The organism is Enterobacter sp. 148H3, assembly GCF_034107425.1.
GTDB lineage: Bacteria > Pseudomonadota > Gammaproteobacteria > Enterobacterales > Enterobacteriaceae > Enterobacter > Enterobacter vonholyi.
The window spans coordinates 1-25,942 of record NZ_JAWNEI010000010.1 but is presented as its reverse complement, the minus strand read 5'-3'; the positions used below and the strand labels follow the sequence as shown (position 1 = coordinate 25,942).

General features: G+C 57.8%; 32 protein-coding genes. 26 read left to right on the top strand and 6 right to left on the bottom strand.

Annotated elements, in window-relative coordinates; all coding sequences use genetic code 11:
* Positions 1-179: 179 nt before the first annotated feature.
* Genes lsrA through lsrG form a run of 6 tightly spaced genes read left to right on the top strand, consistent with a single transcriptional unit; the run spans position 180 to position 5,865 of the window.
* Positions 180-1,667, top strand: a complete 1,488-nt coding sequence (lsrA, locus tag USH94_RS15425) for an autoinducer 2 ABC transporter ATP-binding protein LsrA (protein WP_111964929.1) — start codon at positions 180-182, stop codon at positions 1,665-1,667.
* Positions 1,664-2,695 (top strand): autoinducer 2 ABC transporter permease LsrC, encoded by a 1,032-nt coding sequence (lsrC, locus tag USH94_RS15420; RefSeq protein ID WP_111964928.1) that lies wholly within the window; start codon positions 1,664-1,666, stop codon positions 2,693-2,695. The genes lsrA and lsrC overlap by 4 nt, the downstream gene beginning before the upstream one ends.
* Positions 2,696-3,673 carry an autoinducer 2 ABC transporter permease LsrD gene (gene lsrD, locus USH94_RS15415; protein WP_111964927.1) on the top strand — a complete coding sequence of 326 codons (978 nt, stop codon included), beginning with the start codon at positions 2,696-2,698 and terminating at the stop codon, positions 3,671-3,673.
* 1 nt (position 3,674) lies between these two features.
* A complete protein-coding gene (lsrB, locus tag USH94_RS15410; RefSeq protein ID WP_111964926.1) occupies positions 3,675-4,676 on the top strand; it encodes an autoinducer 2 ABC transporter substrate-binding protein LsrB in 1,002 nt (333 codons plus the stop codon).
* An 11-nt stretch (positions 4,677-4,687) separates the two neighbouring features.
* Complete coding sequence (gene lsrF, locus USH94_RS15405; protein WP_111964925.1) at positions 4,688-5,575, top strand: 3-hydroxy-5-phosphonooxypentane-2,4-dione thiolase; 888 nt, start codon at positions 4,688-4,690, stop codon at positions 5,573-5,575.
* Positions 5,572-5,865, top strand: a complete 294-nt coding sequence (lsrG, locus tag USH94_RS15400; RefSeq protein ID WP_111964924.1) for a (4S)-4-hydroxy-5-phosphonooxypentane-2,3-dione isomerase — start codon at positions 5,572-5,574, stop codon at positions 5,863-5,865. The genes lsrF and lsrG overlap by 4 nt, the downstream gene beginning before the upstream one ends.
* 54 nt (positions 5,866-5,919) lie before the next feature.
* On the opposite strand, the gene USH94_RS15395 is transcribed toward lsrG, so the two are convergent.
* A complete protein-coding gene (locus USH94_RS15395; protein ID WP_111964923.1) occupies positions 5,920-6,768 on the bottom strand; it encodes a dihydrodipicolinate synthase family protein in 849 nt (282 codons plus the stop codon).
* Positions 6,769-6,780: 12 nt separating this feature from the next.
* The gene (locus USH94_RS15390) at positions 6,781-7,467 is read right to left on the bottom strand and encodes a B3/4 domain-containing protein (RefSeq protein WP_111964922.1); all 687 of its coding nucleotides are present in this window, start codon (positions 7,465-7,467) and stop codon (positions 6,781-6,783) included.
* Positions 7,468-7,509: 42 nt separating this feature from the next.
* Here USH94_RS15390 and USH94_RS15385 point away from each other — a divergent pair, with 42 nt between their 5' ends.
* Positions 7,510-8,112, top strand: a complete 603-nt coding sequence (locus USH94_RS15385; protein ID WP_111964921.1) for a helix-turn-helix domain-containing protein — start codon at positions 7,510-7,512, stop codon at positions 8,110-8,112.
* Positions 8,113-8,151: 39 nt separating this feature from the next.
* Here USH94_RS15385 and ygjG read toward each other — a convergent pair whose 3' ends face one another.
* Entirely contained in the window at positions 8,152-9,531 is a 1,380-nt protein-coding gene (gene ygjG / locus USH94_RS15380; RefSeq protein ID WP_168708009.1) for a putrescine aminotransferase, read from the bottom strand.
* A gap of 436 nt (positions 9,532-9,967) precedes the next feature.
* Here ygjG and USH94_RS15375 point away from each other — a divergent pair, with 436 nt between their 5' ends.
* Both USH94_RS15375 and USH94_RS15370 read left to right on the top strand, forming a co-directional pair.
* A complete protein-coding gene (locus USH94_RS15375; protein WP_111964920.1) occupies positions 9,968-11,488 on the top strand; it encodes a PAS domain-containing methyl-accepting chemotaxis protein in 1,521 nt (506 codons plus the stop codon).
* 337 nt (positions 11,489-11,825) lie between these two features.
* Positions 11,826-13,385 carry a methyl-accepting chemotaxis protein gene (locus USH94_RS15370; protein ID WP_111964919.1) on the top strand — a complete coding sequence of 520 codons (1,560 nt, stop codon included), beginning with the start codon at positions 11,826-11,828 and terminating at the stop codon, positions 13,383-13,385.
* Here USH94_RS15370 and USH94_RS15365 read toward each other — a convergent pair.
* Complete coding sequence (locus tag USH94_RS15365; RefSeq protein ID WP_111964918.1) at positions 13,382-13,876, bottom strand: PadR family transcriptional regulator; 495 nt, start codon at positions 13,874-13,876, stop codon at positions 13,382-13,384. The genes USH94_RS15370 and USH94_RS15365 overlap by 4 nt on opposite strands.
* Positions 13,877-14,023: 147 nt before the next feature.
* On the opposite strand from USH94_RS15365, the gene USH94_RS15360 reads away from it, so the two are divergent.
* On the top strand, positions 14,024-14,788 hold the full coding sequence (locus USH94_RS15360; RefSeq protein ID WP_111964917.1) for a siderophore-interacting protein: 765 nt from the start codon (positions 14,024-14,026) through the stop codon (positions 14,786-14,788).
* On the opposite strand, the gene USH94_RS15355 is transcribed toward USH94_RS15360, so the two are convergent.
* Both USH94_RS15355 and USH94_RS15350 read right to left on the bottom strand, forming a co-directional pair.
* On the bottom strand, positions 14,789-15,958 hold the full coding sequence (locus USH94_RS15355) for a DNA repair protein (RefSeq protein WP_111964916.1): 1,170 nt from the start codon (positions 15,956-15,958) through the stop codon (positions 14,789-14,791).
* Between the two features lie 281 nt (positions 15,959-16,239).
* Positions 16,240-16,815: a phage repressor protein CI gene (locus tag USH94_RS15350; RefSeq protein ID WP_111964915.1), complete on the bottom strand. Its 576-nt coding sequence runs from the start codon at positions 16,813-16,815 to the stop codon at positions 16,240-16,242.
* A 227-nt stretch (positions 16,816-17,042) separates the two neighbouring features.
* Between USH94_RS15350 and USH94_RS15345 the strand changes: the two genes are divergently transcribed.
* The 16 genes from USH94_RS15345 to USH94_RS15270 form a co-directional block, all read left to right on the top strand.
* Positions 17,043-17,381, top strand: a complete 339-nt coding sequence (locus tag USH94_RS15345; protein WP_111964914.1) for a DUF5347 domain-containing protein — start codon at positions 17,043-17,045, stop codon at positions 17,379-17,381.
* Positions 17,382-17,449: 68 nt separating this feature from the next.
* Positions 17,450-17,677 carry a DUF2732 family protein gene (locus USH94_RS15340; protein ID WP_111964913.1) on the top strand — a complete coding sequence of 76 codons (228 nt, stop codon included), beginning with the start codon at positions 17,450-17,452 and terminating at the stop codon, positions 17,675-17,677.
* Positions 17,677-17,898 (top strand): TraR/DksA family transcriptional regulator, encoded by a 222-nt coding sequence (locus tag USH94_RS15335; RefSeq protein ID WP_111964912.1) that lies wholly within the window; start codon positions 17,677-17,679, stop codon positions 17,896-17,898. Before USH94_RS15340 ends, USH94_RS15335 begins: the two co-directional genes overlap by 1 nt.
* A gap of 1 nt (position 17,899) precedes the next feature.
* Entirely contained in the window at positions 17,900-20,089 is a 2,190-nt protein-coding gene (locus tag USH94_RS15330; RefSeq protein ID WP_111964911.1) for a replication endonuclease, read from the top strand.
* Positions 20,090-20,198: 109 nt separating this feature from the next.
* Positions 20,199-20,639: a DinI-like family protein gene (locus USH94_RS15325; protein ID WP_111964910.1), complete on the top strand. Its 441-nt coding sequence runs from the start codon at positions 20,199-20,201 to the stop codon at positions 20,637-20,639.
* 178 nt (positions 20,640-20,817) lie between these two features.
* Positions 20,818-21,021, top strand: a complete 204-nt coding sequence (locus USH94_RS15320; RefSeq protein WP_024906438.1) for a tail protein X — start codon at positions 20,818-20,820, stop codon at positions 21,019-21,021.
* Positions 21,012-21,233 carry an HP1 family phage holin gene (locus tag USH94_RS15315; protein WP_023309247.1) on the top strand — a complete coding sequence of 74 codons (222 nt, stop codon included), beginning with the start codon at positions 21,012-21,014 and terminating at the stop codon, positions 21,231-21,233. The genes USH94_RS15320 and USH94_RS15315 overlap by 10 nt, the downstream gene beginning before the upstream one ends.
* Entirely contained in the window at positions 21,217-21,726 is a 510-nt protein-coding gene (locus USH94_RS15310; protein WP_111964909.1) for a lysozyme, read from the top strand. Before USH94_RS15315 ends, USH94_RS15310 begins: the two co-directional genes overlap by 17 nt.
* Positions 21,723-22,148 (top strand): Rz-like lysis system protein LysB, encoded by a 426-nt coding sequence (lysB, locus tag USH94_RS15305; protein ID WP_111964908.1) that lies wholly within the window; start codon positions 21,723-21,725, stop codon positions 22,146-22,148. The genes USH94_RS15310 and lysB overlap by 4 nt, the downstream gene beginning before the upstream one ends.
* A complete protein-coding gene (gene lysC, locus USH94_RS15300; protein ID WP_230581841.1) occupies positions 22,036-22,281 on the top strand; it encodes an Rz1-like lysis system protein LysC in 246 nt (81 codons plus the stop codon). Before lysB ends, lysC begins: the two co-directional genes overlap by 113 nt.
* A complete protein-coding gene (locus USH94_RS15295; RefSeq protein ID WP_111964907.1) occupies positions 22,244-22,711 on the top strand; it encodes a phage tail protein in 468 nt (155 codons plus the stop codon). Before lysC ends, USH94_RS15295 begins: the two co-directional genes overlap by 38 nt.
* 112 nt (positions 22,712-22,823) lie before the next feature.
* Positions 22,824-23,465 (top strand): phage baseplate assembly protein V, encoded by a 642-nt coding sequence (locus tag USH94_RS15290; RefSeq protein WP_111964906.1) that lies wholly within the window; start codon positions 22,824-22,826, stop codon positions 23,463-23,465.
* Complete coding sequence (locus USH94_RS15285) at positions 23,462-23,812, top strand: GPW/gp25 family protein (RefSeq protein ID WP_023616182.1); 351 nt, start codon at positions 23,462-23,464, stop codon at positions 23,810-23,812. The genes USH94_RS15290 and USH94_RS15285 overlap by 4 nt, the downstream gene beginning before the upstream one ends.
* A gap of 5 nt (positions 23,813-23,817) precedes the next feature.
* Positions 23,818-24,726, top strand: coding sequence for a baseplate assembly protein (locus USH94_RS15280; RefSeq protein WP_111964905.1), 909 nt, complete (start codon positions 23,818-23,820; stop codon positions 24,724-24,726).
* Entirely contained in the window at positions 24,719-25,327 is a 609-nt protein-coding gene (locus USH94_RS15275) for a phage tail protein I (protein ID WP_111964904.1), read from the top strand. The genes USH94_RS15280 and USH94_RS15275 overlap by 8 nt, the downstream gene beginning before the upstream one ends.
* Positions 25,324-25,942, top strand: a 619-nt coding sequence (locus tag USH94_RS15270) for a phage tail protein (RefSeq protein ID WP_181574033.1), incomplete at its 3' end; no start/stop codon positions are given. The genes USH94_RS15275 and USH94_RS15270, both read left to right, overlap by 4 nt.

The following is a 25,942-nucleotide window of genomic DNA, read 5'->3' as shown; positions in this document are numbered from 1 at the left end:
TGATGACGCGGAGGGAAAGTGTGAGCCACGCGACAAAACGGATCATTTCGATCGTTTCTGGTTTATCTGAATCTCAATCGATAAAACTGTGATCCCTGCACGGTTGTAAATATAGTTCACCGTCTACGCTTTTGAACATTATTAAATCTAAAAATCATTTGTTCAATAGCGGAGCGATGATGACACCACTTCTCGACGCGCGGAATATCAGCAAGCAGTTCTCAGGCGTGCCGGTTCTGAAAGGCATTGATTTCACGCTGCTTGCGGGCCAGGTGCACGCGCTGATGGGCGGAAACGGCGCGGGAAAATCGACGCTGATGAAGATCATCGCCGGAGTCGAGACGCCGGACAGCGGTGAACTTTCCGTCGAGGGGCAGTCATATGCGCGGCTGACGCCCGTGCAGGCGCACAGGCTCGGCATTTACCTGGTGCCGCAGGAGCCGCTGCTGTTCCCCAACCTTACGGTGCGGGAAAACATCCTGTTCCGCCTGCCGCGCGAACGCGATCGGGAAAAACGGCTGGAGGAGAAGCTTGAGCAACTGCATTGCCAGCTCAACCTCGACGCCGCCGCCAGCACCCTGGAAGTGGCGGATCAGCAGATGGTGGAGATCCTGCGCGGATTAATGCGCAACGCCAGGATCCTGATCCTCGACGAGCCCACGGCCTCCCTCACGCCGGGCGAAACCGAACGGCTGTTCCGCCAGATCCGCGCCCTGCAGGCACTCGGCGTCGGGATCGTGTTTATCTCCCATAAGCTGCCGGAAATTCGCATGCTGTCGAGCCACGTCTCGGTGATGCGCGACGGCGCGGTGGTGCTGAGCGGCGAAACCGCGCAGTTTGACGATAGCGCACTGATCGCCGCCATGACGCCGGTGAGCCGCGAGAAATCCCTGAGCGATACGCAAAAGCTGTGGCTGGCACTGCCGGGCAACCGCCGCACCCAGCCGCAGGATTTTCCGGTGCTGCGGGTAGAGGACCTGACCGGAGAAGGGTTTATCGATCTGAGCCTTGAGATCTACGCCGGGGAGATCGTCGGCCTGGCCGGGCTGGTCGGATCCGGACGTACCGAGTTTGCCGAAACCCTTTACGGCCTCCGGCCGGTACGCGGGGGCCGCATCTGGCTGGAAAATCAGGAGATCACCGGCGAGCCGGTGCGTTTGCGACTGGAAAAAGGCCTGGTTTACCTGCCGGAAGACAGGCAGGTATCCGGCCTGTTCCTCGACGCGCCGATCCGCTGGAACACCGTGGCGCTGAACGAGCCGTCGCTCTGGCAGCAGCGGAAAAGAGAGTCCGCGGTGGTGGAGCGCTATCACCGGGCGCTGGGGATCAAGTTCAACCATGCGGATCAAACCGTGCGCACGCTCTCCGGCGGCAATCAGCAGAAGGTGCTGCTTGCACGCTGTCTGGAGGCCAACCCGTTATTGCTGATCGTCGACGAGCCGACGCGCGGCGTGGACGTCTCGGCGCGCGCCGATATCTACCAGCTTATCAAAAGCGTGGCGGCGCAGAACGTGGCGGTGCTGATGATCTCAAGCGATCTCGATGAGTTTCCGGGCCTCGCGGACCGGGTGCTGGTGATGCACCAGGGCGTGCTCAGCGGCGAACTACCGCGCCATGCCGTCAGCCTCGATCGCATGATGGCGCTGGCGTTCGGGGGACAATCATGAAGACCTTACTGAAAAACCGCGAGCTAAGCGCGTTTCTCGCCATTCTGGCGCTGTTCGCCGTGCTGGTGGCGCTTAATCCCTCTTACTTCAGCCTGCAGACGCTGGGGATGATTTTCGCCAGCTCGCAGATCCTGATCCTGCTGGCTATCGGCGCGGCGCTGGTGATGCTGACCCGCAATATCGACGTTTCCGTGGGTTCAACCGTCGGGCTGTCCGCCATCGCCGTCGGCGTGGCGCTGAACGGCGGCTACAGCCTGCCCGTTTCCATTCTCTTCGCACTGTCGATCGGGGCGCTGGCCGGGGCGTTCAACGGTTTTCTGGTGGTGGGGCTGCGCATTCCGGCGATTGTCGCGACCCTCGGCACGCTGGGGCTGTACCGCGGGGCGATGCTGCTCTGGACGGGAGGAAAGTGGATTGAAGGGCTGCCGCCGGGGTTGAAATCCCTCTCTGAGCCTGCCGCCGTCGGCGTGTCGCCCCTTGGCATGGTGGTGTTGACCATCGCGGCCACAGGCGCGTGGACGCTGTCGCGCACCGCGTTCGGGCGTGATTTCTACGCGGTGGGGGATAACCTTGCCGCCGCACGCCAGCTGGGCGTGGCGGTGAACCGGACCCGCATGATCGCCTTCACCCTCAACGGCATGCTGGCGGCCTGCGCCGGGATCGTCTTTGCCGCGCAGATTGGCTTTGTGCCCAACCAGACCGGCAGCGGGCTGGAGATGAAGGCCATCGCCGCCTGCGTGCTCGGTGGCATTTCGCTGCTGGGCGGCACGGGCACGCTGATCGGCGCGTTGCTCGGTGCGTTCTTCCTGACGCAAATCGACACCGTGCTGGTGCTGTTCAGGCTTCCTGCCTGGTGGAACGACTTTATCGCCGGGCTGGTGCTGCTGGGCGTGCTGGTGCTCGACGGGCGTCTGCGCCAGGCGCTGGCGCGGCATCAGCGGGCGCTGAAGTACGGTCGTTTCCAGCCGGGTAACAGAGGGGGAAAGCACGTCACCCCCTTTCCCAAACGTAAAAAAGAGGTGGCGTAAATGAGGCTTAACTGGGAAAGCGCGCTGCTCATTTTGCTGGTGCTGGAGATCCTGCTTTTCGGGGCCATCAACCCGCGCATGCTCGATATCAACATGCTGCTTTTCAGCACCAGCGACTTCATCTGCATCGGCATTGTGGCGCTGCCGCTCACGCTGGTGATTATCAGCGGCGGGATCGACATCTCCCTCGGCTCGACCATCGGCCTGTGCGCCATCGCGTTGGGGGTGATGATGCAGGCGGGCTGGCCGATGGCGGTCACCATTCCGCTGACGCTGCTGCTCGGCCTGCTGTGCGGGCTGGTGAATGCGGCGCTGATCCACTACACCGGCATCAGCCCTTTGGTTATCACCCTCGGCACGCTCTACCTCTACGGCGGCGGGGCGCTGCTGCTCTCCGGCATGGCGGGGGCCACGGGCTACGAGGGAATCAGCGGTTTCCCGGACGGCTTCACGGCGTTCGCTAACCTCACGGTGTTGGGCCTGCCGATCCCATTGGTCTTGTTCGCGGTAATCACCGTCTTCTTCTGGCTCATTACCCACCGGGGGCGCTTTGGCCGTCATCTGTTCCTGATTGGCCAAAATCCGCGTGCGGCACGCTATGCGGCGCTGTCGGTGAACGGCATGCCCTACGCGCTGTACGGCCTGGTGGGCGTTGCCTCCGCGATTGCCGCGCTGGTCATGGTCTCCTATTTCGGCTCCGCACGTTCGGATCTTGGGCGCGATTTACTGATGCCCGCGCTCACCGCCGCCGTGCTCGGCGGAGCCAATATCTACGGCGGTTCAGGTTCGGTTGTCGGTACGGCGCTGGCGGCGCTGCTGGTGGGCTATCTGCAGCAGGGTTTACAGATGGTCGGTATCCCCAACCAGGTGTCGAGCGCGCTGTCAGGGGCGCTGCTGGTTGTGGTGGTGATGGGACGTTCGCTGAGTCTGCACCGCGAGTGGGTGCGTTCTCTCTTTAGAAAACTATCCGGAGCGTAAGATGAAAACAAAACTGCTCGTCCTGGCAATGGCCCTCAGCTTCGCTTCGGCGCAGGCGGCGGACCGCATTGCCTTTATCCCGAAGCTGGTGGGCGTGGGCTTCTTCACCAGCGGCGGCAACGGCGCGAAAGAGGCGGGGAAAGATCTTGGCGTGGATGTGACCTACGACGGCCCGACCGAGCCGAGCGTTTCCGGCCAGGTGCAGCTCATCAATAACTTCGTCAACCAGGGCTATAACGCCATTATTGTCTCCGCCGTGTCGCCGGACGGGCTGTGTCCGGCGCTTAAGCGCGCGATGCAGCGCGGCGTCAAGGTTCTAACCTGGGATTCCGACACCAAGCCGGAGTGCCGCAGCATCTACATCAACCAGGGGACGCCGGAACAGCTGGGCGGCCTGCTGGTGGAGATGGCGGGCAAGCAGGTCACCAAACCGAATGCCAAAGTGGCGTTCTTCTACTCAAGCCCCACCGTCACCGACCAGAACCAGTGGGTGAAAGAGGCGAAGGCCAAAATCGAGAAAGATCATCCCCAGTGGCAGATCGTAACGACCCAGTTTGGCTATAACGACGCCACCAAATCGTTGCAAACCGCCGAAGGGATCTTAAAAGCCTACCCGGATCTGGATGCGATTATCGCCCCGGACGCCAACGCGCTGCCGGCGGCGGCGCAGGCGGCGGAAAACCTGAAGCGGGAAGGGGTGGCGATTGTCGGGTTTAGCACGCCAAACGTGATGCGCCCGTACGTTGAGCGCGGCACGGTGAAGGCCTTCGGCCTGTGGGACGTGGTGCAACAGGGCAAAATTGCGGTCAATGTCGCCGATCGTTTGCTTAAAAAAGGCGATCTTAACGTCGGCGACAGCGTGGACGTAAAAAACATCGGGGCGCTGAAGGTCGAGCCGAACAGCGTGCAGGGCTACCAGTATGAGGCGAAGGGCAACGGCATCGTGCTGCTGCCGGAACGCGTGGTGTTCACCAAAGAGAACATCAGCAAATACGATTTCTGACGGGGGAGCAAATGGCTGATTTAGACGACATCAAAGACGGCAAGGATTTTGGCATCGGCACGCCGCAGCAAAATGTGCCGTTCACCCTGAAGGGCTGCGGCTCGCTGGACTGGGGTATGCAGTCGCGGCTGGCGCGCATCTTCAATCCGCAGAGCAACCGTACGGTGATGCTGGCCTTTGACCACGGCTACTTTCAGGGGCCGACTACCGGTCTTGAGCGTATCGATCTCTCCATCGCGCCGCTGTTTGGTGAAACCGACGTGCTGATGTGCACCCGCGGCATCCTCAGGAGCCAGGTACCCGCCGCGACGAACAAACCGGTGGTTCTGCGCGCCTCCGGCGGTAACTCGATTCTGGGCGAACTCTCCAACGAGTGCGTGGCGGTGGCGATGGAAGACGCGTTGCGCCTGAACGTCTGCGCGGTGGCAGCGCAGGTCTATATCGGAAGCCCGTTTGAGCATCAGTCGATTAATAACATCATCAAGCTGGTGGACGCTGGCGCGCGCTACGGCATGCCGACGCTGGCGGTGACGGGCGTCGGCAAAGAGATGGCGCGCGACGCGCGCTATTTCTCGCTGGCCAGCCGCATTGCCGCCGAAATGGGGGCGCAGTTCGTTAAAACCTATTACGTGGACGAGGGCTTTGAAAAAGTGACCGCCAGCTGCCCGGTGCCGATCGTCATCGCCGGGGGCAAAAAGCTTCCTGAGCACGAGGCGCTGGAGATGTGCTGGCGCGCGATCGACCAGGGGGCATCCGGCGTGGACATGGGGCGCAACATCTTCCAGTCCAGTGCGCCGCTCGCCATGCTCAAGGCGGTGAAAAAAGTGGTTCACGAGAGCTGGAATGCCCGCGATGCGTTCCAGTTCTGGCAGGAAGAGAAACAGGGAGAAGCAAAATGAACGTGACGCTGGTAGAGATCAACATTAAGCCAGAGCGGGTGGACGAGTTTCTGGAAGTGTTTCGCGCCAACCACGAGGGCGCAATCCAGGAGCCGGGGAACCTGCGTTTTGACGTATTGCAGGACCCTAGGGTAAAAACCCGGTTCTTTATCTACGAAGCCTATAAAGACGAAGAGGCGGTGCTGGCTCACAAGCAAACCCCGCACTATCTGGCGTGCGTGGAGAAGCTTGAGGAGCTGATGTCGGAGCCGCGTAAAAAGCGCAGCTTTGTTGGGTTGTTGCCGGAGTAACAGGCGTTATAAAAGTGTTGTAGGCCGGGTAAGCGCAGCGCCACCCGGCATTTTTCAAACCAGCTCCAGATGGGCAAGTAATCTCGCGAGCGCTTCACGCGGCTCACCCTGAACCGCCTGCAAGGGGAACGGCAACGCGGGTGCAGCCACTTTTCCCATCATCTCTGCCGCCGCCGCGATAACCCGTAAGCTGCCATAGCGACGGAACAATTCCCACAGTGGCTCTAACCGCTCGGATTGGGCAGTCTCTTTCGAACGCGCAATCGCCAGCGCTGTTTGCGGGAACAATCCGCCGAGCACCGAGTACCAGACGTCAAACCCTGCCTGCAGGGCAGAGGCCGCTCGCCAGTCGCCGGCGATGCCCAGCGTGACTGTCTCAGGAAGACGGTCGCGTACCTGCGACAGGTCTTCCGGCACGCGACCAAGCTTAATGGATCCTACATTCGGCAGGCCCGCGACGGCAAATAACAATTCATCGCTAAACGCAAACCCGGTGGTGGCCGGATTATCGTAAATGCACAACGGTATGGAGAGCTGGCGGGTCACCGTTTCATAGAGATTAAACACTTCGTCTTCCGTTAATCGCTGGTAGGACACGGGGGCCATCAGCACGCCGGAGACACCTGCCGCCTGCGCGTCGTCAGCCAGACGCAGTATATCGTCCAGCCGGAGTGCGCCAATGCTGACGATGACCGGAATATCATCAGCATGCGCCACCGCGCAGCGTGCGATCCGACCGCGCTCTTCTACGGTCAGATAGGCATAGCTTCCCGTTGAGCCGAGAATGCCCAGAGAATCCACGCCAGCGTCGACCACGGGGCGCAGAAGATTGATGAAGGATTGCTCGTCAAACGTCCCCTCTTTCAGGGGCGTTAACGGAAAAGCGCTTAACCCGTAAAACATCGTGTTGTCCTCTTACAGCGTCAGCATCTGAACCTGAGCCGTGGCCCCCGGCATCAGCCGCTGCAGGTTGTTGACCAGCTCATCTCCCGCCTCATCCAGCGCCGCAAGCGGCATCGACGGCAGGCTTTCAAGAATAAACCACATGGATTGCGCCTGGCTATCGAGGCGCGTCCGTATCCCCTGGCGCCAGTTCCAGCGGCGGCAGGTGACGCCAGTATCGTCGCGCCAGATAACCTCGCCCGGTTCCGGATGTTCCACCACCGGTTGTCCCTCTTTGAAGGTATCAAATGGCTCGCTGCCGTCGGCAAGCGTCAGACGCGGCGTGCCCGAATAAGCCGCGAGATTTTCTCCGCCGACCGGAATGGCGTAGCGAATACTCACCGCGTTATAGATATCCACCACCGGATCCAGCGGCGGCAGCGAGCCATCTTTCAGGACCCGCTTACGCAGGGCGGATGCCGAGCAGGGCGTGCGTTTCGGTTTCGCGCCGAAGGCTTTAAACACTTCATCCCAGCCTGAAAGGTGCGCATCAGCCCAGGGCACATCATCATTAATCATCTGCTGGCAGGCCTGCGCCAGCGCGGCAGCCGCCACCTCCGGGTGGGTAATTGGCGCAGCTTCAACCAGAATGCTCAGCGCCCGAAAGCCTGGGGCAATCCCGGCAAGACGCGAGTCTATTGACGGCGTAACGAGAGACATAAATAATCCTGTATTGACTGTTTTATACCATGGTAGTGACCAATGACTGATAAAGTCAATATAATGACTGCGCACGGGGCCGATGTTGCCCAGGTAAGCCTGGCCGTGGCGAACCGCATACGCAACTGGCGCAAAGAGAAAAAGCTATCTCTGGACGAGCTGTCCCGCCGCGCAAGCGTCAGCAAAGGCATGCTGGTAGAGATCGAAAAGGGCGCAGCCAACCCCAGTATCGCCATCTTGTGCAAACTGGCTGCCGCGCTCGGTATCTCAGTGGCGGATATCGTTAACGTCTCCAGCGAGCCGCTGGTGCATGTTATCGAAGAAGAGACTATTCCGGTGCTGTGGCAGGGCGAACAGGGTGGACGCGCCAGACTGCTGGCGGGAACGGCAGGCCCGGATATGATTGAGTTATGGCAATGGAAGATGCAGCCGGGGGAGCGTTTTACCTCTCCGGGGCACCCGGCGGGAACCTTTGAGCTGTTGCACGTGAACGAAGGCGTTTTAACGCTGACGGTGGATGAGACGGTAACCCAGGTTAACGCTGGCGCATCGGCTGTGGCGAAAACGGAAGCGGCGCACGGCTACGCCAATGAGGGCGATACCGTGCTTCGCTTCACCATGACGGTGGCGGAATTTCACCGCTAAAAAACCGGGCCTACAAACGCCTGTAGGCCCGGTGATTTTTTACGCCTCTTCCACGCTCACCCGCAGCGCTGCCAGCGCTTTACGCGCCGCTTTCAGCACCTGCTCGCACTGCTCAATCGTCAGAGTTAGCGGCGGTTCAATGCGGATGGTTTTCGAGTTGTTGAGCGTTCCGGCCACCAGCACCCGCTGGCGGAACATCTCGCTCGCAAAGCTATAGCCGATTTCGTTGTCGACAAACTCAATTGCCATCAGCATCCCTTTACCACGCGCATCCTGCACCAGATCCGGATACTCCCGGCCTAGCTGACGGAAGCCGTCCAGCAGCATGTCGCCTTTCTGCTCCGCCTGCGCGGGCAGGTTTTGCTCCAGCAGCACGTTGATGGTCGCAAGAGCCGCCGCGCAGGCCAGCGGGTTACCGCCAAAGGTGGTGGTATGCAGGAACGGGTTGTCGAACAGCACCGAGAACACCTCTTCAGTAGCAACCGTCGCGCCAATCGGCATCACGCCGCCGCCAAGCGCCTTCGCCAGGCACAGTATGTCCGGCTGCACGTTCTCGTGCTCGCAGGCAAACATCTTGCCGGTGCGCCCCATCCCGGTCTGAACTTCGTCGAGGATCAGCAAAGCGCCAAACTCATCGCACAGCTGACGCACGGCAGGCAGATAGCCCTGAGGAGGGAGGATCACGCCGCCTTCACCCTGAATCGGCTCCAGGATCACCGCCGCCACGTCATCGCCGGTTTTACGGCATTCACTGAGCACGGTGCGCATGGCGTTAATGTCGCCGAACGGCACGTGGCGGAAGCCCGGCAGCAGCGGCATAAACGGTTTGCGGAAGGTGGATTTGGCGGTAGCGGACAGTGCGCCCAGGGATTTACCGTGGAACGCGCCGCTGGTAGCGATAAAGGTGAATTTCCCGCGCGGCGACTGGTACGCTTTGGCGAGCTTTATCGCCGCTTCGACCGATTCCGTGCCGCTGTTGCTAAAGAAGCTGTATTTCAGTTTGCCGGGCGTTAAGGCCGCCAGCGTTTTCGCGAGCATGGCGCGAAGCGGGTCGAGCAGTTCCTGGCTATGGAGAGGTTGTTTCGCAAGTTGATTCTGTACGGCGGAAACCACAACTGGATTACGGTGCCCCACGTTGAAGATACCAAAACCACCAAGGCAATCGATAAACTCCTGTCCCTGGGTGTCGACAAGCGTGTTAAGACTCCCCGCTTGCCACTCTACGGCTCCGTAATCCCCGCCGGCGGTAACAGATTTGCGATACTCCAGAAACCCTGGATTGACGTGTTCTTTAAAGTAATCGATGACCTCTCGGTTAAGTTGTTTCATCTCCTCATGATCAAGCGTTCGCTTCTCAATGAGATTCAGTGCGTGCGCGGTACAGGCAAGAGCCGAGGCGCTGGAAGGTAACCTGTTCAAAATGTGCTCCCGGGGATCGCGTATCACATGATACTGGTTTAAGTATTGCAGGGATTACGCCACTTCAGATGCCTTAACGAAAATCGGGATAAACGCCAGGTTAAAATAATGTTGCACAATATTTAATCATGCCGAAGCAACCGAAACGGGATTTAGCGGTACAGGACAGATAAAGATAATTGGGGGCGAAAAAGCGCAACTGCACTAAAGAAGTGCATTCGGTGCAACTTAAGTGGGCGTTAACTGGTCATGCTTTATAGGTAATTTCTTTGCGAAAGTATTTGAAATCAATGAATTATAAAATCGTACAAAAAGTATGGTTTAAGTGAAATCTGCGATCTTCATCAAGTTTAACAACTAAAGATAAATTGTTTACCGCCGAAAAAACATTGACCCACAAAATTAACATTCAAATAACCTGCAAGGGATGCCCACGATGTCCTCTCCAACCTATGTCACCCAGAATGAATATTCACTGGACGATGACACCACCTTAATGTCTACCACAGACGTCCACAGCTACATCACGCACGCCAACGACACTTTTGTGCAGGTGAGCGGCTACCAGCTTGATGAGCTGACGGGCCAGCCGCACAATCTGGTACGCCACCCCGACATGCCAAAAGCCGCGTTTGCCGATATGTGGTACACGCTGCAGCAGGGCGAACCGTGGAGTGGGATTGTCAAAAACCGGCGCAAAAACGGCGATCACTACTGGGTGCGTGCTAACGCAGTGCCGATGGTGCGCCACGGGCAGGTCACGGGCTATATGTCCATCCGCACCAAAGCCACGGCGGAAGAGATTGCCACCGTGGAACCGCTCTACCGGGCGCTCAACGACGGGAGCTGTAAGAAACGTGTGTACAAGGGGCTGGTGGTTGGAAAAGGCTGGCTGGGCAAACTGCCTGCTATGCCGCTGCGCTGGCGCGTGCGCAGCGTGATGGCGGTGCTCTTTGCCCTACTCGCCTCCACCCTGGCGGTGACCTCCGCCGGGTGGATGCCGCTCGTTGCTGCTGCGGTGGTGATGCTGCTGGGGACGCTGCTCTTTGAGCAACAAATTGTCCGCCCGGTAGAGAATGTGGCGCGACAGGCGCTGAAGGTCGCAACCGGTGAGCGCAACAGCGTGCAGCATCTGAACCGCAGCGACGAGCTGGGGCTGACGCTGCGCGCGGTAGGGCAGCTTGGCCTGATGTGCCGCTGGTTGATTAATGACGTGTCGAGCCAGGTGGTTAGCGTCCGCGACGGCAGCGACAGGCTGGCGCAGGGAAATGAAGATCTGAACGATCGGACGCGTCAGACCGTAGCGAACGTGCAGCAGACCGTCGCGACAATGAACCAGATGGCCGCATCCGTTCAGAGTAACTCCGAAACCGCCGCCGAGGTGGACAAACTCTCCGTGGCCGCGAGCAGCGCGGCGACAAAAGGAGGCAATGCGATGCAGACCGTCGTTAAAACGATGGATGATATTGCCGACAGCACGCAGCGAATTGGCTCAATTACCTCCCTGATTAACGACATCGCTTTCCAGACCAATATTCTGGCGCTGAACGCGGCGGTTGAAGCGGCTAGGGCAGGCGAGCAGGGCAAAGGTTTTGCCGTGGTCGCGGGCGAAGTCCGCCATCTCGCCAGCCGCAGCGCCAGTGCCGCGAATGATATTCGTAAACTCATTGATGCCAGCGCCAGCAAGGTGCAGTCCGGCTCTGAGCAGGTGCATGCCGCAGGCCGTACGATGGATGATATTGTGGTACAGGTGAAAAACGTGACGCAGCTTATCGCCCAGATCAGCCACGCGACCTCCGAGCAGGCAACCGGACTCTCTGAGCTGACCCGCGCGGTGGCTGAACTCGACAGCATTACGCAGAAAAACGCCGACCTGGTCGAGGAGAGCGCACACATTTCTGCGATGGTGAAGCATCGCGCCGGACGTCTCAAGGATGCGGTGACTGTGCTTCATTGAGCCAGTAATGTTCCAAAAAAAGCCGTTTATTTCGTAAGGAATAAACGGCTTTTTATTTTCTGCTTGTGACTATTAATGTATTTTATTGTTAATCTAATATTAAATAACTAAAGAAAGTACCTCAGTTATTTATCCCTGCCTAAGTCAATTATCCAGAAGGCTATTTTGAAAAATGCCTCTCTGGTGGTCTGGTAACGATCAATGGGGCAATATTAATAGTCTCTACCTATCCATTGTGTGGGTTATGAAATAAAAAAACGATCAAACTCATAAAGTTAGCGAAATCGTTACCGATAACAGCGATCGTCTGAGAAATAATCACATCGATGGAGAAAATATGTTCTTACATGACGTAAAGATCGGCACGAAATTATTTCTGGCGTTTGGGTTCTTTATTGTCCTGATGGCGATCAGCGCGAGCCTGTCTCTGCTGAGTCTGAACCGGGCTAATAACGGGATGCAATCCATTATTACCAGTGATTATCCGACCACGGTAAAAGCGAACCAGTTAATTGATAACTTCCAGGAATTTATTAGCACTCAACAGCTGATGCTGCTGGACGAGCAGGGCACCTACACTGGGCAATCTCAGCAGCGCCTGAAAGAGATCAGCGAGCATATCACGGTGATCCTGGGAGAGCTGAACACCGCGTTGCAGGATCAAAAGTCTCAGCAGGTGCTGGCGGAGATCCGCAGCGTGCGTCAGCAGTATCTGGACTCGCGCTACCGCATTTTGCAGGCGGTGCAGAACAACAATCGTGCGGGCGCCATTCAGGAGATGATGACCACCACCCTCGCCGTGCAGCAGGCTTATAAAGCGAAGGTGAAGGAGCTGATTACCATTCAAAACAGCGAGATGCAGAGCGCTGGCGCGCAGGTGGAAGGGGATTTCCGGTCTAACCGCCTGCTGCTGATACTGATCACCCTCTTTAGCGTCGCGGTCGGCAGCCTGATTGGCTGGTTCATCGTGCGTGCTATCACCCGCCCGCTCGGCGAGGCGGTGCATTTTGCTAAAGCGATTTCAGAGGGCGACCTGACCGGCAGCATCACGCCGCACGGCAAAGACGAAACGGGTCTGCTGCTGCACGCGCTAATGGAGATGAAAACGCGACTGCTGGACATCGTGCAGCAGGTGCAAACCGGCTCGGAGAATATCTCCAGCGCCGCCGCGCAGATTGTCGCCGGGAATCAGGATCTGGCTGCGCGCACGGAAGAGCAGGCAAGTTCCGTTGAACAGACCGCCGCCTCGATGGAGCAGATTACCGCGACGGTGAAAAATACCGCCTCGCATACCGGGGAAGCGACCAACCTCTCGGCTGATGCCGCCACGGTGGTCAAAAACAACGGTGAGATGATGAAGCAGGTGACCAGCAAAATGCGCCTGATTAACGAGACGTCCAACCGGATGTCCGACATTATCGACCTGATCGACGCCATTGCTTTCCAGACCAACATTCTGGCGCTCAACGCGGCGGTGGAAGCGGCGCGCGCCGGTGAGCACGGTCGCGGTTTTGCGGTGGTGGCCGGTGAAGTGCGTCAGCTTGCCCAGAAGAGCGCGTCGTCTGCCAGCGAAATCCGCGAGCTGATTGAGAGCTCTACCAGCCAGACCCAGGACGGGATGAACCTGGTTGAAAAAGCGAGTGCGTTGATCAACGGGATGGTCGGCAACGTAGAAGAGATGGACGTGATTCTGAGGGAAATCCGCCAGGCTAGCCACGAGCAGACGGAAGGTATCTCGCAGATTAACAGCGCGATTGGCCTGATTGATGCCACCACCCAGCAGAACTCCGCGCTGGTGGAGGAGTCCGTCGCGGCGGCGGCATCGCTTAATGAACAGGCGATGCACCTGAAAGAGCTGGTACGCGTCTTCCGCGTGAGCGAGCACGCTCCGGCTTAATCCAGCTGGGAGATCTCCAGCGCCGCGCGGTCAATCACGCCGATAATCTGCTTGAGCTGCGCGTCGCTGAGCTCTCCCTGATTCACCTTCAGGTCTAACACCGCTTTGAAGTTATCCAGCGCCCGCTTCATCTGCGGGTTTTTGCGTAGCTGAAAACCGACAGAACGCGCTTTGATACGCACCTGGATCTGTTCCAGCTGTTCCCGGTTTTCGTCCAGCCAGCGTTGTCCTTCAGCGGTAATCGCAATCTTCTTACGACCGTTCTCTTCTTCCGTAATGGTGATAAACGTCTGATCCTGAAGATAATCCAGGGTTGGATAGATGACCCCTGGGCTCGGGGTGTAATTCCCTTGGGTCAGGTTCTCAATCTCTTTGATCAGCTCGTAGCCGTGGCTCGCGTTGCGGGTCAGGATATCCAGAATCACCAGCCGCAGATCGCCGTGGCCGAAAAAGCGCGGCCGCCGCCCGCCGCCCTCATGTTCGTGTCGCATAGTATGCCCTTCATTTTGATATATCTAAAGTGTATCTAAGATATATTCAGATGCAATCTAAAAGATCTTGCATTTTTACTTATTAGTAATCATTATCATTTGAAAATTGATTTAGATATATCGTATTCACCAGAGAAGGGGCTAAAAATGGCAACTACCCGTTACCCACAGCGCGTTCGTAATGACCTGCGTTTTCGCGAGCTGACGGTACTCCGCGTTGAGCGCGCCAGCGCGGGTTTCCAGCGCATTGTTTTAGGCGGCGAGGCGCTGGAGGGCTTTAGCTCCCGCGGTTTCGACGACCATACCAAAGTCTTTTTCCCGGCACCCGGGGCGACGTTCGTGCCGCCGGTGGTTACCGAAGAAGGCATCGACTGGGGCGACGGCGTGCGTCCGCAGGCGCGCGACTATACGCCGCTCTACGACGAGGCAAATCATGAGCTGGTTCTCGATTTCTTCATTCATGACGGCGGCATTGCCAGCAGCTGGGCGATTGAGGCGAAAGCGGGAGACAAGCTGACCATCGGCGGCCCGCGCGGCTCGCTGGTGGTGCCGGAGGATTACGCCTGGCAGCTGTACGTGTGCGATGAGTCCGGTATGCCCGCGCTGCGTCGACGCTTAGAGAGCATTGCGCAACTGCCGGTTCGCCCGGACGTTCACGCGGTCGTGACGGTTGGGGATGAATCCTATAAGGACTATCTGGCGCACCTGAGCGAGTTCAACATCACCTGGGTGGTGGGCCACAGCGAGCAGGCAGTCGCAGATCATCTGGCTGCGCTGACCGTTCCGGGGGACGATTACTTTATCTGGCTGACCGGGGAAGGAAAGGTGGTGAAAAGCCTGAGCCGTCAGTTTGAAACCGACGGCATTGACCCACAGCTGGTGCGTGCCAGCGCATACTGGCACGCCAAATAGTCACGCGGCGGAATCCAGCTGCGCTTCGCTCACCTGATGTTCGAGCGAGGCGCGGACCTCGTGCAGCGCTTTCTCCTGCTGAGCGAAGTACGCTTCCATATTGCTCAGCGACGAGACCAGAAGCCAGGACTCCTCTTTCTCCAGCTCCGCCAGCTCATTTACTAAAATGTCGATCTGCTCGCGGACCTGCGCCATTTTTTTGCGGATACGTTCCAGATCGTTCAGCCTGTCGCTTGCCATCAATGGCTCGAAGCCCTGCTGCAGGCGGGCCACCAGCGAACGAATGGCTTTCACATCGCCGCGCTGCTTCGCCTGGTTAAGCTGTACCATCATGTTGTTGGCTTCTTCTTTCAGATCGTCTGCCACCAGATCCGGGTGGCAGAGCTTGCTCGCCTGCCGCCAGAGACGCTTGAGTTCGTTCTGATCTTCTTCCGAAAGATGCTTTCCTTTACGCAGCCGCACTTCGGCATCGTGATGCTGTTCGCGATACTTCTCGTACTCTTCGTTGGCCTCGTCGCGAGCCTGACGCGCAGGCTCTTCTTCACGCGTTAAGCCGCTCTCCAGCTCCAGCGCTTCGGCCAGCAGGTTGGCGATGAGATTACTTTGCTGCTCCAGATGTTTACGCGCCTCGGCTGCCTGCACGGAGTCGGCCGGGAGATCGCGCCAGCGCTGGGTAAGCGTCGCCAGTACTTCTACCGCCTGCGCCATATAGCGCTGGCAGCGACGGTAATCTTCCTCGCGACGACGCGCTTCCGCCTGCTGACGACGCAGGTTAAGCTCGGCCAGGGTTTTACGCAGGGCGAGGATCTGCTGCATCAACGGCCCGAGGCGGGAGAAATAGAGATCGTTGAATTCATCAAGCTGCTGCACGCGGGCGTTGCGGCGGTCAATCAGATCGCGCAGGCGCTCTTCCAGCGCCTTCAGCTCGAGCTTGCTGGCCGCCACCTGCGGATCGCGCCACTGGGTCACGGCGCGCTGGCCCTGCAGCCAGGCGGTAATGGCCGCCATAGCCTCGGTGTAGTTTTTTCCCTCAAGCGCCACGACGATTGCCTGTAGCTCATCGTCAAACGCTTCATTTTTCAGGCGTGTCAGCTGGCTCTGGATGATGTCGTCATCTTCCAGCTCAATGGCATTTTTAATGATTTCTAGCCGTTTGATCGGTGTGCTCATGATGCCTTTCGCTTTCGCGCTTAAGTATTTGAGTTAAGGTTAGTTGTTGTAAAAGCTACAGGAAATAATACACACGGATGATGATCGGCGCGATGGGGGATTTCTTTAATTAGCTGATGGATGTTGCTCCACTATGGGGTAAACCCAATAGAACGTAATACCACACGTTCACCAGCCCTGTTAATGTGCATCGATCCTCTTTTTCCCCTGCCACGGGTTTTACCGTGTCCTACCCGAAAGCAAGCGCCTCATCTTTGGTGGCGAATGCAACCGACCCGGCCTCAGCTAACCTCGCAGTAAATTCCCACCACGCGACCCACTGTTTTTATCTCGTCGATGCCGCATTCAAACGGAACCTTGCCGCCCGCCACGTGAAGTTTTTTCCCCGGCAGCAGCGTCAGGTCGCGGATGCTCGCGGTGCCTTCAATCTCAACCAGCCACAGGCCGTCGGTTAACGACGCCTCTTTTTCGATAAAGTGCAGCTTCCCCTCCGCGCGGACGGCGATTCCGCGTGCCAGCGGTTTGCTAAAGAAAGCAGAGTCGATACTCAAAATGGAATTTTCTTCCAGCCTCCCGTCACTGAGTGTGAATGTCGAAACCGAAACGGGATCGCCCGGGGCGGGGTTTCCTGCAAACTGCGCACCCTGGCCGGTCATCAGCCAGAGGAGGCTGGCGCCAGTGTCCAGCGCACACTGAACCGCAAAGTCGTAAGAGATGGTACCGCGCGCGTAGCGGTTCTGAAGCGAGCTGGCGGCGATATTAAAGTGTCGGGCCAGCTGGATTTTCTGCGTAAAACCATATACCTGACAGATTCTATCGAGCAATTCTTCATTATTCACTTGAGAATCTAATATCAAAATATATTCCTTTGGGTGTTTACTAATACTCATTTGGGTATTAGTATCATTGCAAATTCGGGCAATCAGTGGCAGACGTTGGCAAACTGAGGCTAATGATTGCAGGTATTATCAAAATGGGAATCATGCAGCATGGCTTCCGAAATCGCAATCCTCAAACGGCGGAAAAAGCCGTGCTCTGCCCGTTTTGAACGCATTAGCGTGCATACATTTATGCGAGGGGAGATATGGCGATAGAAGCTGCCAGTGAAAGGGTTCCACTAAGCGTGGGGGCGCGTCTTAGCGGGCTTAACCACATCGCTGAACTGCGCGCCCGCTACGGGAGCGATAGCGGGAAAGAGCTGGCGCGGTTTATGGCTGACATGCGCGATAAGCGCGATCCCTTTTTTGAGGAGAACAGCAGGGCGCTGGCCGCTCTCTTTTTCCTGGCGAGATTACCCGTCACCCGTCATGAGTGCGATATCAGCGAGCTGACCACAGACGAGAAAAGAGCGCTAATTACCGCGATGAATCACTTTCGCGCTGTTGTGAGTTTATTTCCTGAACGGCTGACCATGCCGTTGTAACCCAACCAAAAAACGAATGGCGTAAACCCGCCGGGCACCCTGTTGCCTGAAATTAAGGAGAACGCGTGATGCGACACAGTGAAAACCGCCCTTATCCAATCGGAAGTGAAGAACTGAAACGCCTGCTTGCTGAGGCAAAAACAGAGGAACGATGCGCGCGAGCCCTCGCGGTCTCCCTGCGTCTGGAAGCGCTGGCGAGCCATATCTACAAAACCGGCATGAGCGGAGAAGACGTTGCCGAACTGCTGTGCCACGAGGCGGCTCGCTACGAGCGTGAATCCCAGGAGCTGCACTGATGGCCGATTTTATCGATCTTGCCCAAGCGCGCGAGCAGGAAGACAGAGAGCGATACATTAATTGCGCCCGCAGACGACCCGCATCGCCTTCGCGTTTCCTCTGCGAGGACTGCGAGGCGCCGATACGGGAGGCGCGCCGAATAGCGGTGCCTGGCGTAGCCCTGTGCGTAACCTGCCAGGAGATCGCGGAGATGAAAAATAAACACGTCCGGGGAGGATAAGTTGGCTACATCATTTGCTTATCCGTGGAATGCCCCACGGTCGGCCATTGCCAGCCCTTATCTCACCCATGCCCAACAGCAGCGCCGCGATCGCCTTTTCGCGGCGCTGCAGCAGGCAAGAATTGCCCTTTCACAGCAGCCCGACTGCGTACGCTTCGAAATCTGGCGCACGGTTGACGCCCTCGAACAGCATCGGGGCAGCCCGCAGGCTAACGCCTTTTTGATCCGCTTCTGCAAAAGGATGTTACCTCGCCTGCGGCGGGTCTCCGATCGCTATGCCTGCACAGGCCTGCACGACGAAGTCTCCAGGGCCGTGTTCGACGGCCATTTCGACACTCAGCTTTTGCAATACCTCGCCTCGCGGATGGTCGAGCTGGTGGCCCGCTATAACCGCCTTCCGGATATGTCCCGCGCGGACATCGACCTGCTGGCCGCAGATATCGCCAGCTTTATTCGCGGCGAGCTGGCGAATATTAACGATGCTGAAATGGGCGAATACCAGACGCTGTACGTCTGGTATCAGCGCGCCGGACTGATCGCCCGACAGTTCAACGTGTCGCCTCCCCACTGGGAGCGGGTGTCGAAGACATTTTTCAACAAAGACGATGTTGCCGCCGCGGTGATCCGCATGTTTTCCGAGGCGTGGTGGCGCGGGCGTTTACGTCGGATCGCGGCTGCCTGGCGCGAGCATTTGCAGATTGCCCTTGGCAACGTCAGCAAAAAGAGAACGGCGTATGCGAGCAAACGCTGCGTGACCGAGTGGCGCGAACAGAAGCGCCGCACCCGCGAATTTCTCAAGGGCGTGGAGCTGGAAGATGAAGAGGGCAACCGCATCAGCCTGATTGAAAAATTCGATAGCTCGGTGGCCAACCCGGCGATACGCCGCTGTGAACTGATGACCCGCATTCGCGGGTTTGAAAATATCTGTGAGGCGCTGGGCTATGTGGGCGAGTTCTATACCTTAACCGCGCCCGCGCAGTATCACGCGACGCTGAAATCAGGTTACCCCAACGCGAAGTGGAACGGGGCCAGTCCGGCGGAGACGCAAGGCTACCTCACCCGGCTGTGGGCGCGCATCCGCGCAAAGCTCCACCGTGATGGGATCCGTATTTTCGGTATCCGCGTTGCGGAACCCCATCATGACGGTACGCCCCACTGGCACATGCTGATGTTTATGCTGCCGGAAGACGTCGAATGCGTTCGCCGGATTATCGGGGACTACGCGCGGCAGGAGGATGCCGCTGAGCTGCAGAGCGAAAGCGCCAGACAGGCGCGCTTTCACGCGGACGCGATCGATCCGCAGAAAGGCAGCGCTACCGGCTATATCGCCAAATACATCTCAAAGAATATCGACGGCTATGCGCTCGATGGTGAGACCGATAACGAAAGCGGCGGGCTGCTGAAGGAGACGGCGTCCTCTGTATCGGCCTGGGCGGGGCGCTGGCACATTCGCCAGTTTCAGTTCATCGGCGGCGCGCCGGTAACGGTCTACCGCGAGCTGCGCCGACTGGCAGACGCTGAGGCCGCGCGCGGTCTGAGCGTCGAGTTTGCTGCAGTCCATGAGGCTGCCGACGCCGGTGACTGGGCGGGTTACGTCACTGCACAGGGCGGTCCGTTTGTGCGTCGCGATGATTTACAGGTGCGCACGCTGTATGAGCCGGGTACCGGGTTTAACCAGTACGGCGAAGAAACGGTCCGCATCCGCGGCGTGTACGATTCCGCCGTCGGCGCGGGCAGCCCGGTTTTAACCCGCCTGACGCAGTGGAAAATTGTGCCGAAGCGGGCCCAGGAGCCTGAGAATGTAACTGCGCCTTCTCGGAGTTCTGTCAATAACTGTACGCTGAGCGATCTCTCTCAACCCCTTAACCGGCGTGCGAGACGGGCATTAACCGAGCGCATCAGGCACATACGACCCGGCGCAGCGGCGCCCTTTGTCTACGAGCGGGATCCGCAGAACGGGGTCCCGGAGAAAGTGATTGATGAGGTTTGGCTCGCCACCGGAATCGCCATCAGCCGCGCAGAGGCCCTGCATCTTATGGCGGGCGGCGTTAGCCGCTTTAACGACAAATGGTGCAGAGGCGCAGCTGACGGAACGCTCTTTCCGGCAGCGCGTTCTTATCAGCACAAGGCGCGGAAAATCCTTGAACGTATTGGGCATTTATCAGATCTGTTCGCTCTGAGATCACGCTAATCTCCATCGATATCATGCACATACCGTGAGTAGTTCTGATTTTTCGCTTCACTCTTTTTATGAATACGTGATACTGTATGTTTATACAGTATCTCGTGGTGGAGGTTGTGTGGACAGAGAGTTGAACGAGCAGGTCATGATTGAACGTGTCGAGATGATTGCTCGACTGACGACAGAAGGAACATGTCAGGAAAGAGATCGTGAGATTGCCCTGAATTTGATTGCTGAGATTGCGCGGGGAAATTTAATCAAAAACAACGCATTTACCGTTGTTTTCTCAGCATCGCCTGTTCCGGAACGAATCAAAAAAGAGGGTAACATTCGGGTGAATATTACGCTCGATAAAGACCAGCTGATTGGCCATGGCGTCGTCGAGGCCTTCCAGAACGAACTGACCCGCCGAATAAGGTCCCTGTTCCCGTCATCGCGAGTGACCGTGAAAATAGGATCGATGACGGGAGTAGAGCTCCAGGGGCTTGAAGGAGAAGCCGATCGTGAGATGCTGGATAATATTCTCCGGGAAGTCTGGGAAGACGAGAGCTGGCGCTAACCATGCGTCATTACCCGAATGCACACCCTCATTCAGATTTTATGCTTTCGTCGACCCACGCTTCGCTGCTTGTGGACGGTCTGTTGTGTCCGAGATTGTCCATCCGTCAGCGATAGCGAAAAGACCGCCGGCCCGGGAAACTCTACAGTACCTGGTAACCGGATGTTGGGAGCGTCTGATGAAGATCTATGCAATGCAGGGGGACACGCTTGATGCCGTTTGCGCCCGCTATTATGGGCGCACGGCTGGCGTCGTAGAAGCCGTTCTGAAGGCCAATCCTGGCCTCGCGGAGTCAGGCGTTATTTTGCCTCACGGCACGCCGGTAGAGATGCCGGAGGTGAATAGCGCCCCCACCAAAGAATCCGTAAACCTATGGGACTGAGCCTGGAGAAAATCACCACGGTTATCGCCTACTGGCTGGCCGTGGCGCTGGCCTGGTTCGGGGCGATGTCTCCTGAAAAGGTTGCGCTGTACGTGGGGAGCCTTTGCGCCATTTTTACCGCGCTGACGAATTACTGGTTTAAGCGCAAAACCTGGCGCTACCTCCAGTCTCTGGGCCTCGATAAGAAGAGCATTCGTGAACTCAATCATTAAGCGTTGCAGCGTCGCCGGCGTGCTGGCCCTGGCGGTGCTGATGCCTGACTTTCGATTACTGAAAACCTCCCCGGAGGGGCTGGCGCTGATTGCCGATCTCGAAGGATGTCGCCTCTCGCCCTACCGGTGCAGCGCTGGCCTATGGACGTCAGGCATTGGCCACACGGCAAACGTCGTGCCGACGCGGGACATTACCGAGCGTGAGGCCGCGGTAAATCTGGTCGCTGATGTGCTCAACGTTGAGCGTCGTCTGGCGGCGTGCGCGCCGGTGGAGATGCCGCCGCGGGTCTACGACGCGCTGGTGAGTTTTTCCTTTAACGTCGGCGCAGGCGCCGCCTGCCGCTCGACTCTGGTCTCCTTTATCAAACGTAAACAGTGGTCGCAGGCGTGCGGGCAGCTTACCCGCTGGGTATACGTCAACGGCGTCAAAAATACCGGGCTGGAAAATCGTCGTGTCCGCGAGAAGGCCTGGTGCATGAAGGGGCTGCCATGAGAGTCCTCATGCTGATGCTGGCCGGACTGCTGGCGATCGCGCTGTGGCTTCGTCATGACAACCAGACCCTGTCCCGTTCTTTAGCCACGGCCAACCGGGTCGCCAGCGAGCAAAAAACGGCCCTCGCCACGCTTAACCAGCAGCTGTCCCTGTCGCAGCGGATGGCCAGAGCAAATGGAAACGCCCAGGTCAGACTCCGTGAGGAGCTTGTTACTGCGGGCGAGGAGAGGGCAAGACGGGAAGCGACTATCGGGAGATTACTCAATGAAAATGAAGCGTTACGCCGCTGGTATACCGCTCAGCTGCCTGATGCTGTCCGCAGGTTGCACACCCGCACCGCCTGTGCCTCCGCAGCCCATTGTTTACAACGCCTGCCCGAAGGTGAGCCGCTGCCCGATGCCGGGAAGCGAACCCGCCACTAACGGCGATCTCAGCGCGGATATTCGCAGGCTTGAATACGCCCTTATCGCCTGCGCGCTGCAGGTTGAAACCATTAAAGACTGTCAGGATAAACTCGATGCACAAACTCAAGAGCCTGCGTCAGGCATTAATTGACGCGATCCCCCAACTGAATGCCAACCCGGAGCGCCTGCAAATGTCGGTCGGCAGCGGCAATATAGACGCCCGCCTGACCTCCTCGCTCTCCTTTGAAAAACGGTATGCGCTGAACGCGAAGGTCAACGGTTTCACCGGCGACAGCGAGGGATTTTTTGTCCCGGTACTGGCCTGGCTGCGGGAAAACCAGCCGGACATTTTTACCCTCGATGACGGACGCAAAAACGGATATACCTTCGCGATCGTCTTAAACGATGACGCTACGATGGATATCAGCATCAGCATGCAATTAACCGAGCGCATTCTTGTTTCCGAGGAACAGGGCGTTCTGCACGCGACCTATTCCCCGGAGCCGCCGCTGCCGGAGCTCGTCACGCGTCCGAAGGCGTTGTACATCAACGGTGAGCTGGTCAGCCAGTGGGAGGACTAAGCTCCCCACGCTGAAGGCCGCCAGCCGCCTGCCGTCTGGACCGCTTGTTGTATCATCCCGCAGAAAACCCCGTCTCGTTGCTGCCGTTCCTCCTGAACGGCATTCTCTTCTCATGAATACATTAACTTCCATGCACGGTATCGCTCGCGCGATCCGCAATCTGATTCGTATCGGTGTTGTGACCGACGTTGACCTCAATAGAGGGCTTTGTCGTGTCCAGACCGGCGGGATGAAAACCACCTGGCTGAACTGGCTAACCTGCCGTGCAGGACGTTCGCGCGTGTGGTGGGCCCCTTCCGAGGGAGAGCAGGTGCTGCTGCTGGCCATCGGCGGTGAGCTGGATACTGCCTTTGTGCTGCCCGGCATTTTCTCTGACGACCATCCGGCGCCGTCCGGGTCGCCTGACGCGTTCCACGTCTCGTTTCCTGACGGCGCGGTGATCGAGTACGAACCCGGACGCGGGGCGCTGACGGTGTCAGGTATTAAAACGGCCGACATTTCCGCTTCTGAATCGCTGACTGCCACCGTGCCGGAGGTGCGGGTGATCTCAACGTCCCGCATCACGCTGGATACGCCTGAAGTGGTGTGTACTAACAAGTTAATTACCGCCTCGCTGGAAGTGCAGAAGGGCGGGGTGATGAGCGGAAATATTGAGCACTCCGGCGGTAAATTGACCTCCAACGGAGTGCAGGTGGACAACCACGCGCACGGCAGTGTGCAAAGCGGCGGAAGCTGGACTAAGGGGACACAATGACGGTGCGTTACAGGGGAATGAACAGGCAGACCGGGCTAAGCCTTTCAGAGGCTGACCACATCCGGCAGAGCGTGCGCGACATTCTGGTTACGCCGATTGGCTCGCGGGTCATGCGCCGGGATTACGGCTCGCTGCTGGCGGCGATGATAGACAGGCCGCAGAGCCCGGCGCTGCGCCTGCAGATCATGGCCGCCTGTTATTCCGCCATCCAGAAATGGGAGCCGCGGATAAGCCTGACGGCCATCACTTTCGAACGTTCGGAGAACGACGGGACGTTGTATGTCGATATCACCGGCACGCGTCCGACCTCCGGACAATCCTTTTCTATCACCATTTCACTGAGTTAAACGCTATGGCTATTGTTGATCTGAGCCAGCTCGCCGCGCCTGATGTCGTGGAGGAGGTGGATTATGAAACGCTGTTGGCAGAACGAAAGGCCACCTTTGTCTCCCTCTATCCGGAAGAGGAGCGAGAGGCGATCGCACGGACGCTGACGCTGGAATCCGAGCCGATTGTGAAGCTTCTGCAGGAGAACGCCTACCGGGAAGTTATCTGGCGCCAGCGCGTTAATGAGGCTGCGCTGGCCGTGACGCTGGCCTATTCTTCCGGTCACGATCTGGACGTTATTGCGGGAAACAATAATACCGAACGCCTGACCATCACCCCGGGCGATGACACTACCATTCCGCCAACGGCTGCCGTCATGGAGTCTGATGCTGACCTGCGACTGCGTGCGCAGCAGGCATTTGAAGGGTTGAGCGTCGCGGGGCCGGTTGGAGCCTATGAATATCATGGTCGAAGCGCCGACGGACGGGTCGCTGACGTTTCGGTTGAAAGCCCTCAGCCTGCGTATGTGACGATTTCGGTGTTATCCCGTGAGGGTGATGGTACCGCTCGTCCTGAACTACTGGCGGTTGTTGAAAAAGCGCTTAACGCTGAAACCGTCCGCCCGGTCGGCGATCGTGTGACTGTTCAGTCAGCAGAAATCGTGCCTTACAAGATAAACGCAACGCTCTACGTTTATCCCGGACCAGAGTCTGAACCTATCAGGCAGGCAGCAGAGCAGAAGCTGCAAAATTATATCAGCGCGCAGCATCGCCTTGGACGCGATATCCGTCTGTCGGCCATCTATGCAGCACTTCACGTTGAAGGTGTGCAGCGCGTTGAACTGGAGTCTCCCCACTCTGACATTGTACTGAGTAAGTCGCAGGCATCGAACTGTACCTCGTATCAGATAGCGATCGGGGGTTCGGATGAGTGAAAGGTTATTACCCGTTGGGTCCTCACCGCTGGAAATCGCTGCTGCCGCTGCGCTCTCGAATATTGAGCGTGTGCCGGTACCGCTACGCACGTTATGGAACCCCAGCGCGTGCCCGGTGAATTTACTTCCCTACCTGGCATGGGCGCTGTCGGTAGACCGTTGGGATGAGGCGTGGCCGGAGAGCACCAAACGCAGCGTCATTATGTCCTCATTTTTCGTCCATCAGCACAAAGGAACCATCAGCGCATTGCGTCGTGTGGTGGAACCGCTTGGCTTTTTGATTGAGGTGCGCGAGTGGTGGCAGCTCGGTGAGGAGCCTGGCACATTCCGTCTGGTTGTCGGTGTGCTTGATAACGGCATCACTGACGAAATGTATCAGGAGCTTGAACGTCTCATTGAGGATGCCAAACCGGCAAGTAGACACATGACCGGGCTGGCTATCAGCCTGAGCTCGACGGGAGAGTTTTATGTCGGCGCAGGATGCTATCACGGCGATGCGCTGGCTGTTTACCCCTACACCACTGAGGAACTTATTGTCGGTGGTGATTATTACCCGGCCTCGGCCATCCATTTGATTGATAACCTGAGAGTGAACGCATGACCGCAAAATATTTTGCCATACTGACGAATCAGGGCGCTGCGCGGCTAGCTAACGCGACGGCACTTGGTACGCAACTCAACCTGACGCAAATGGCGGTAGGCGATGCCAACGGAACGTTGCCAACCCCCGATCCGGCGCAGACGAAGCTCGTCAACCAAAAACGCATAGCGCCGCTGAACCTGCTCGCTGTTGACCCAAATAATACCAGCCAGATCATCGCTGAACAGATAATTCCCGAGAACGAGGGCGGTTTCTGGATCCGAGAGATCGGTCTCTATGACGACGACGGCATTCTGATCGCCGTAGCTAACTGCCCGGAAACATACAAGCCTCAGCTGCAGGAAGGAAGTGGCCGCACGCAGACCATTCGCATGATTCTGATTGTGTCGAGCACATCGTCAATTTCCCTGAAAATTGATCCATCAGTTGTGCTGGCAACGCGCCAGTATGTTGACAATAAAGTTATTGAGGTTAAGGGCTACGCTGACGATCAGATGAAAAAGCATATTGCTGCTGATAATCCGCATAAACAGTATCCCTTAATTGCCAATGCGTTAAAAGAAATTGCCGATGCGGGGTTGAGTGCTGAGGTTCTCAAAAACCTTGGTTTGGGAG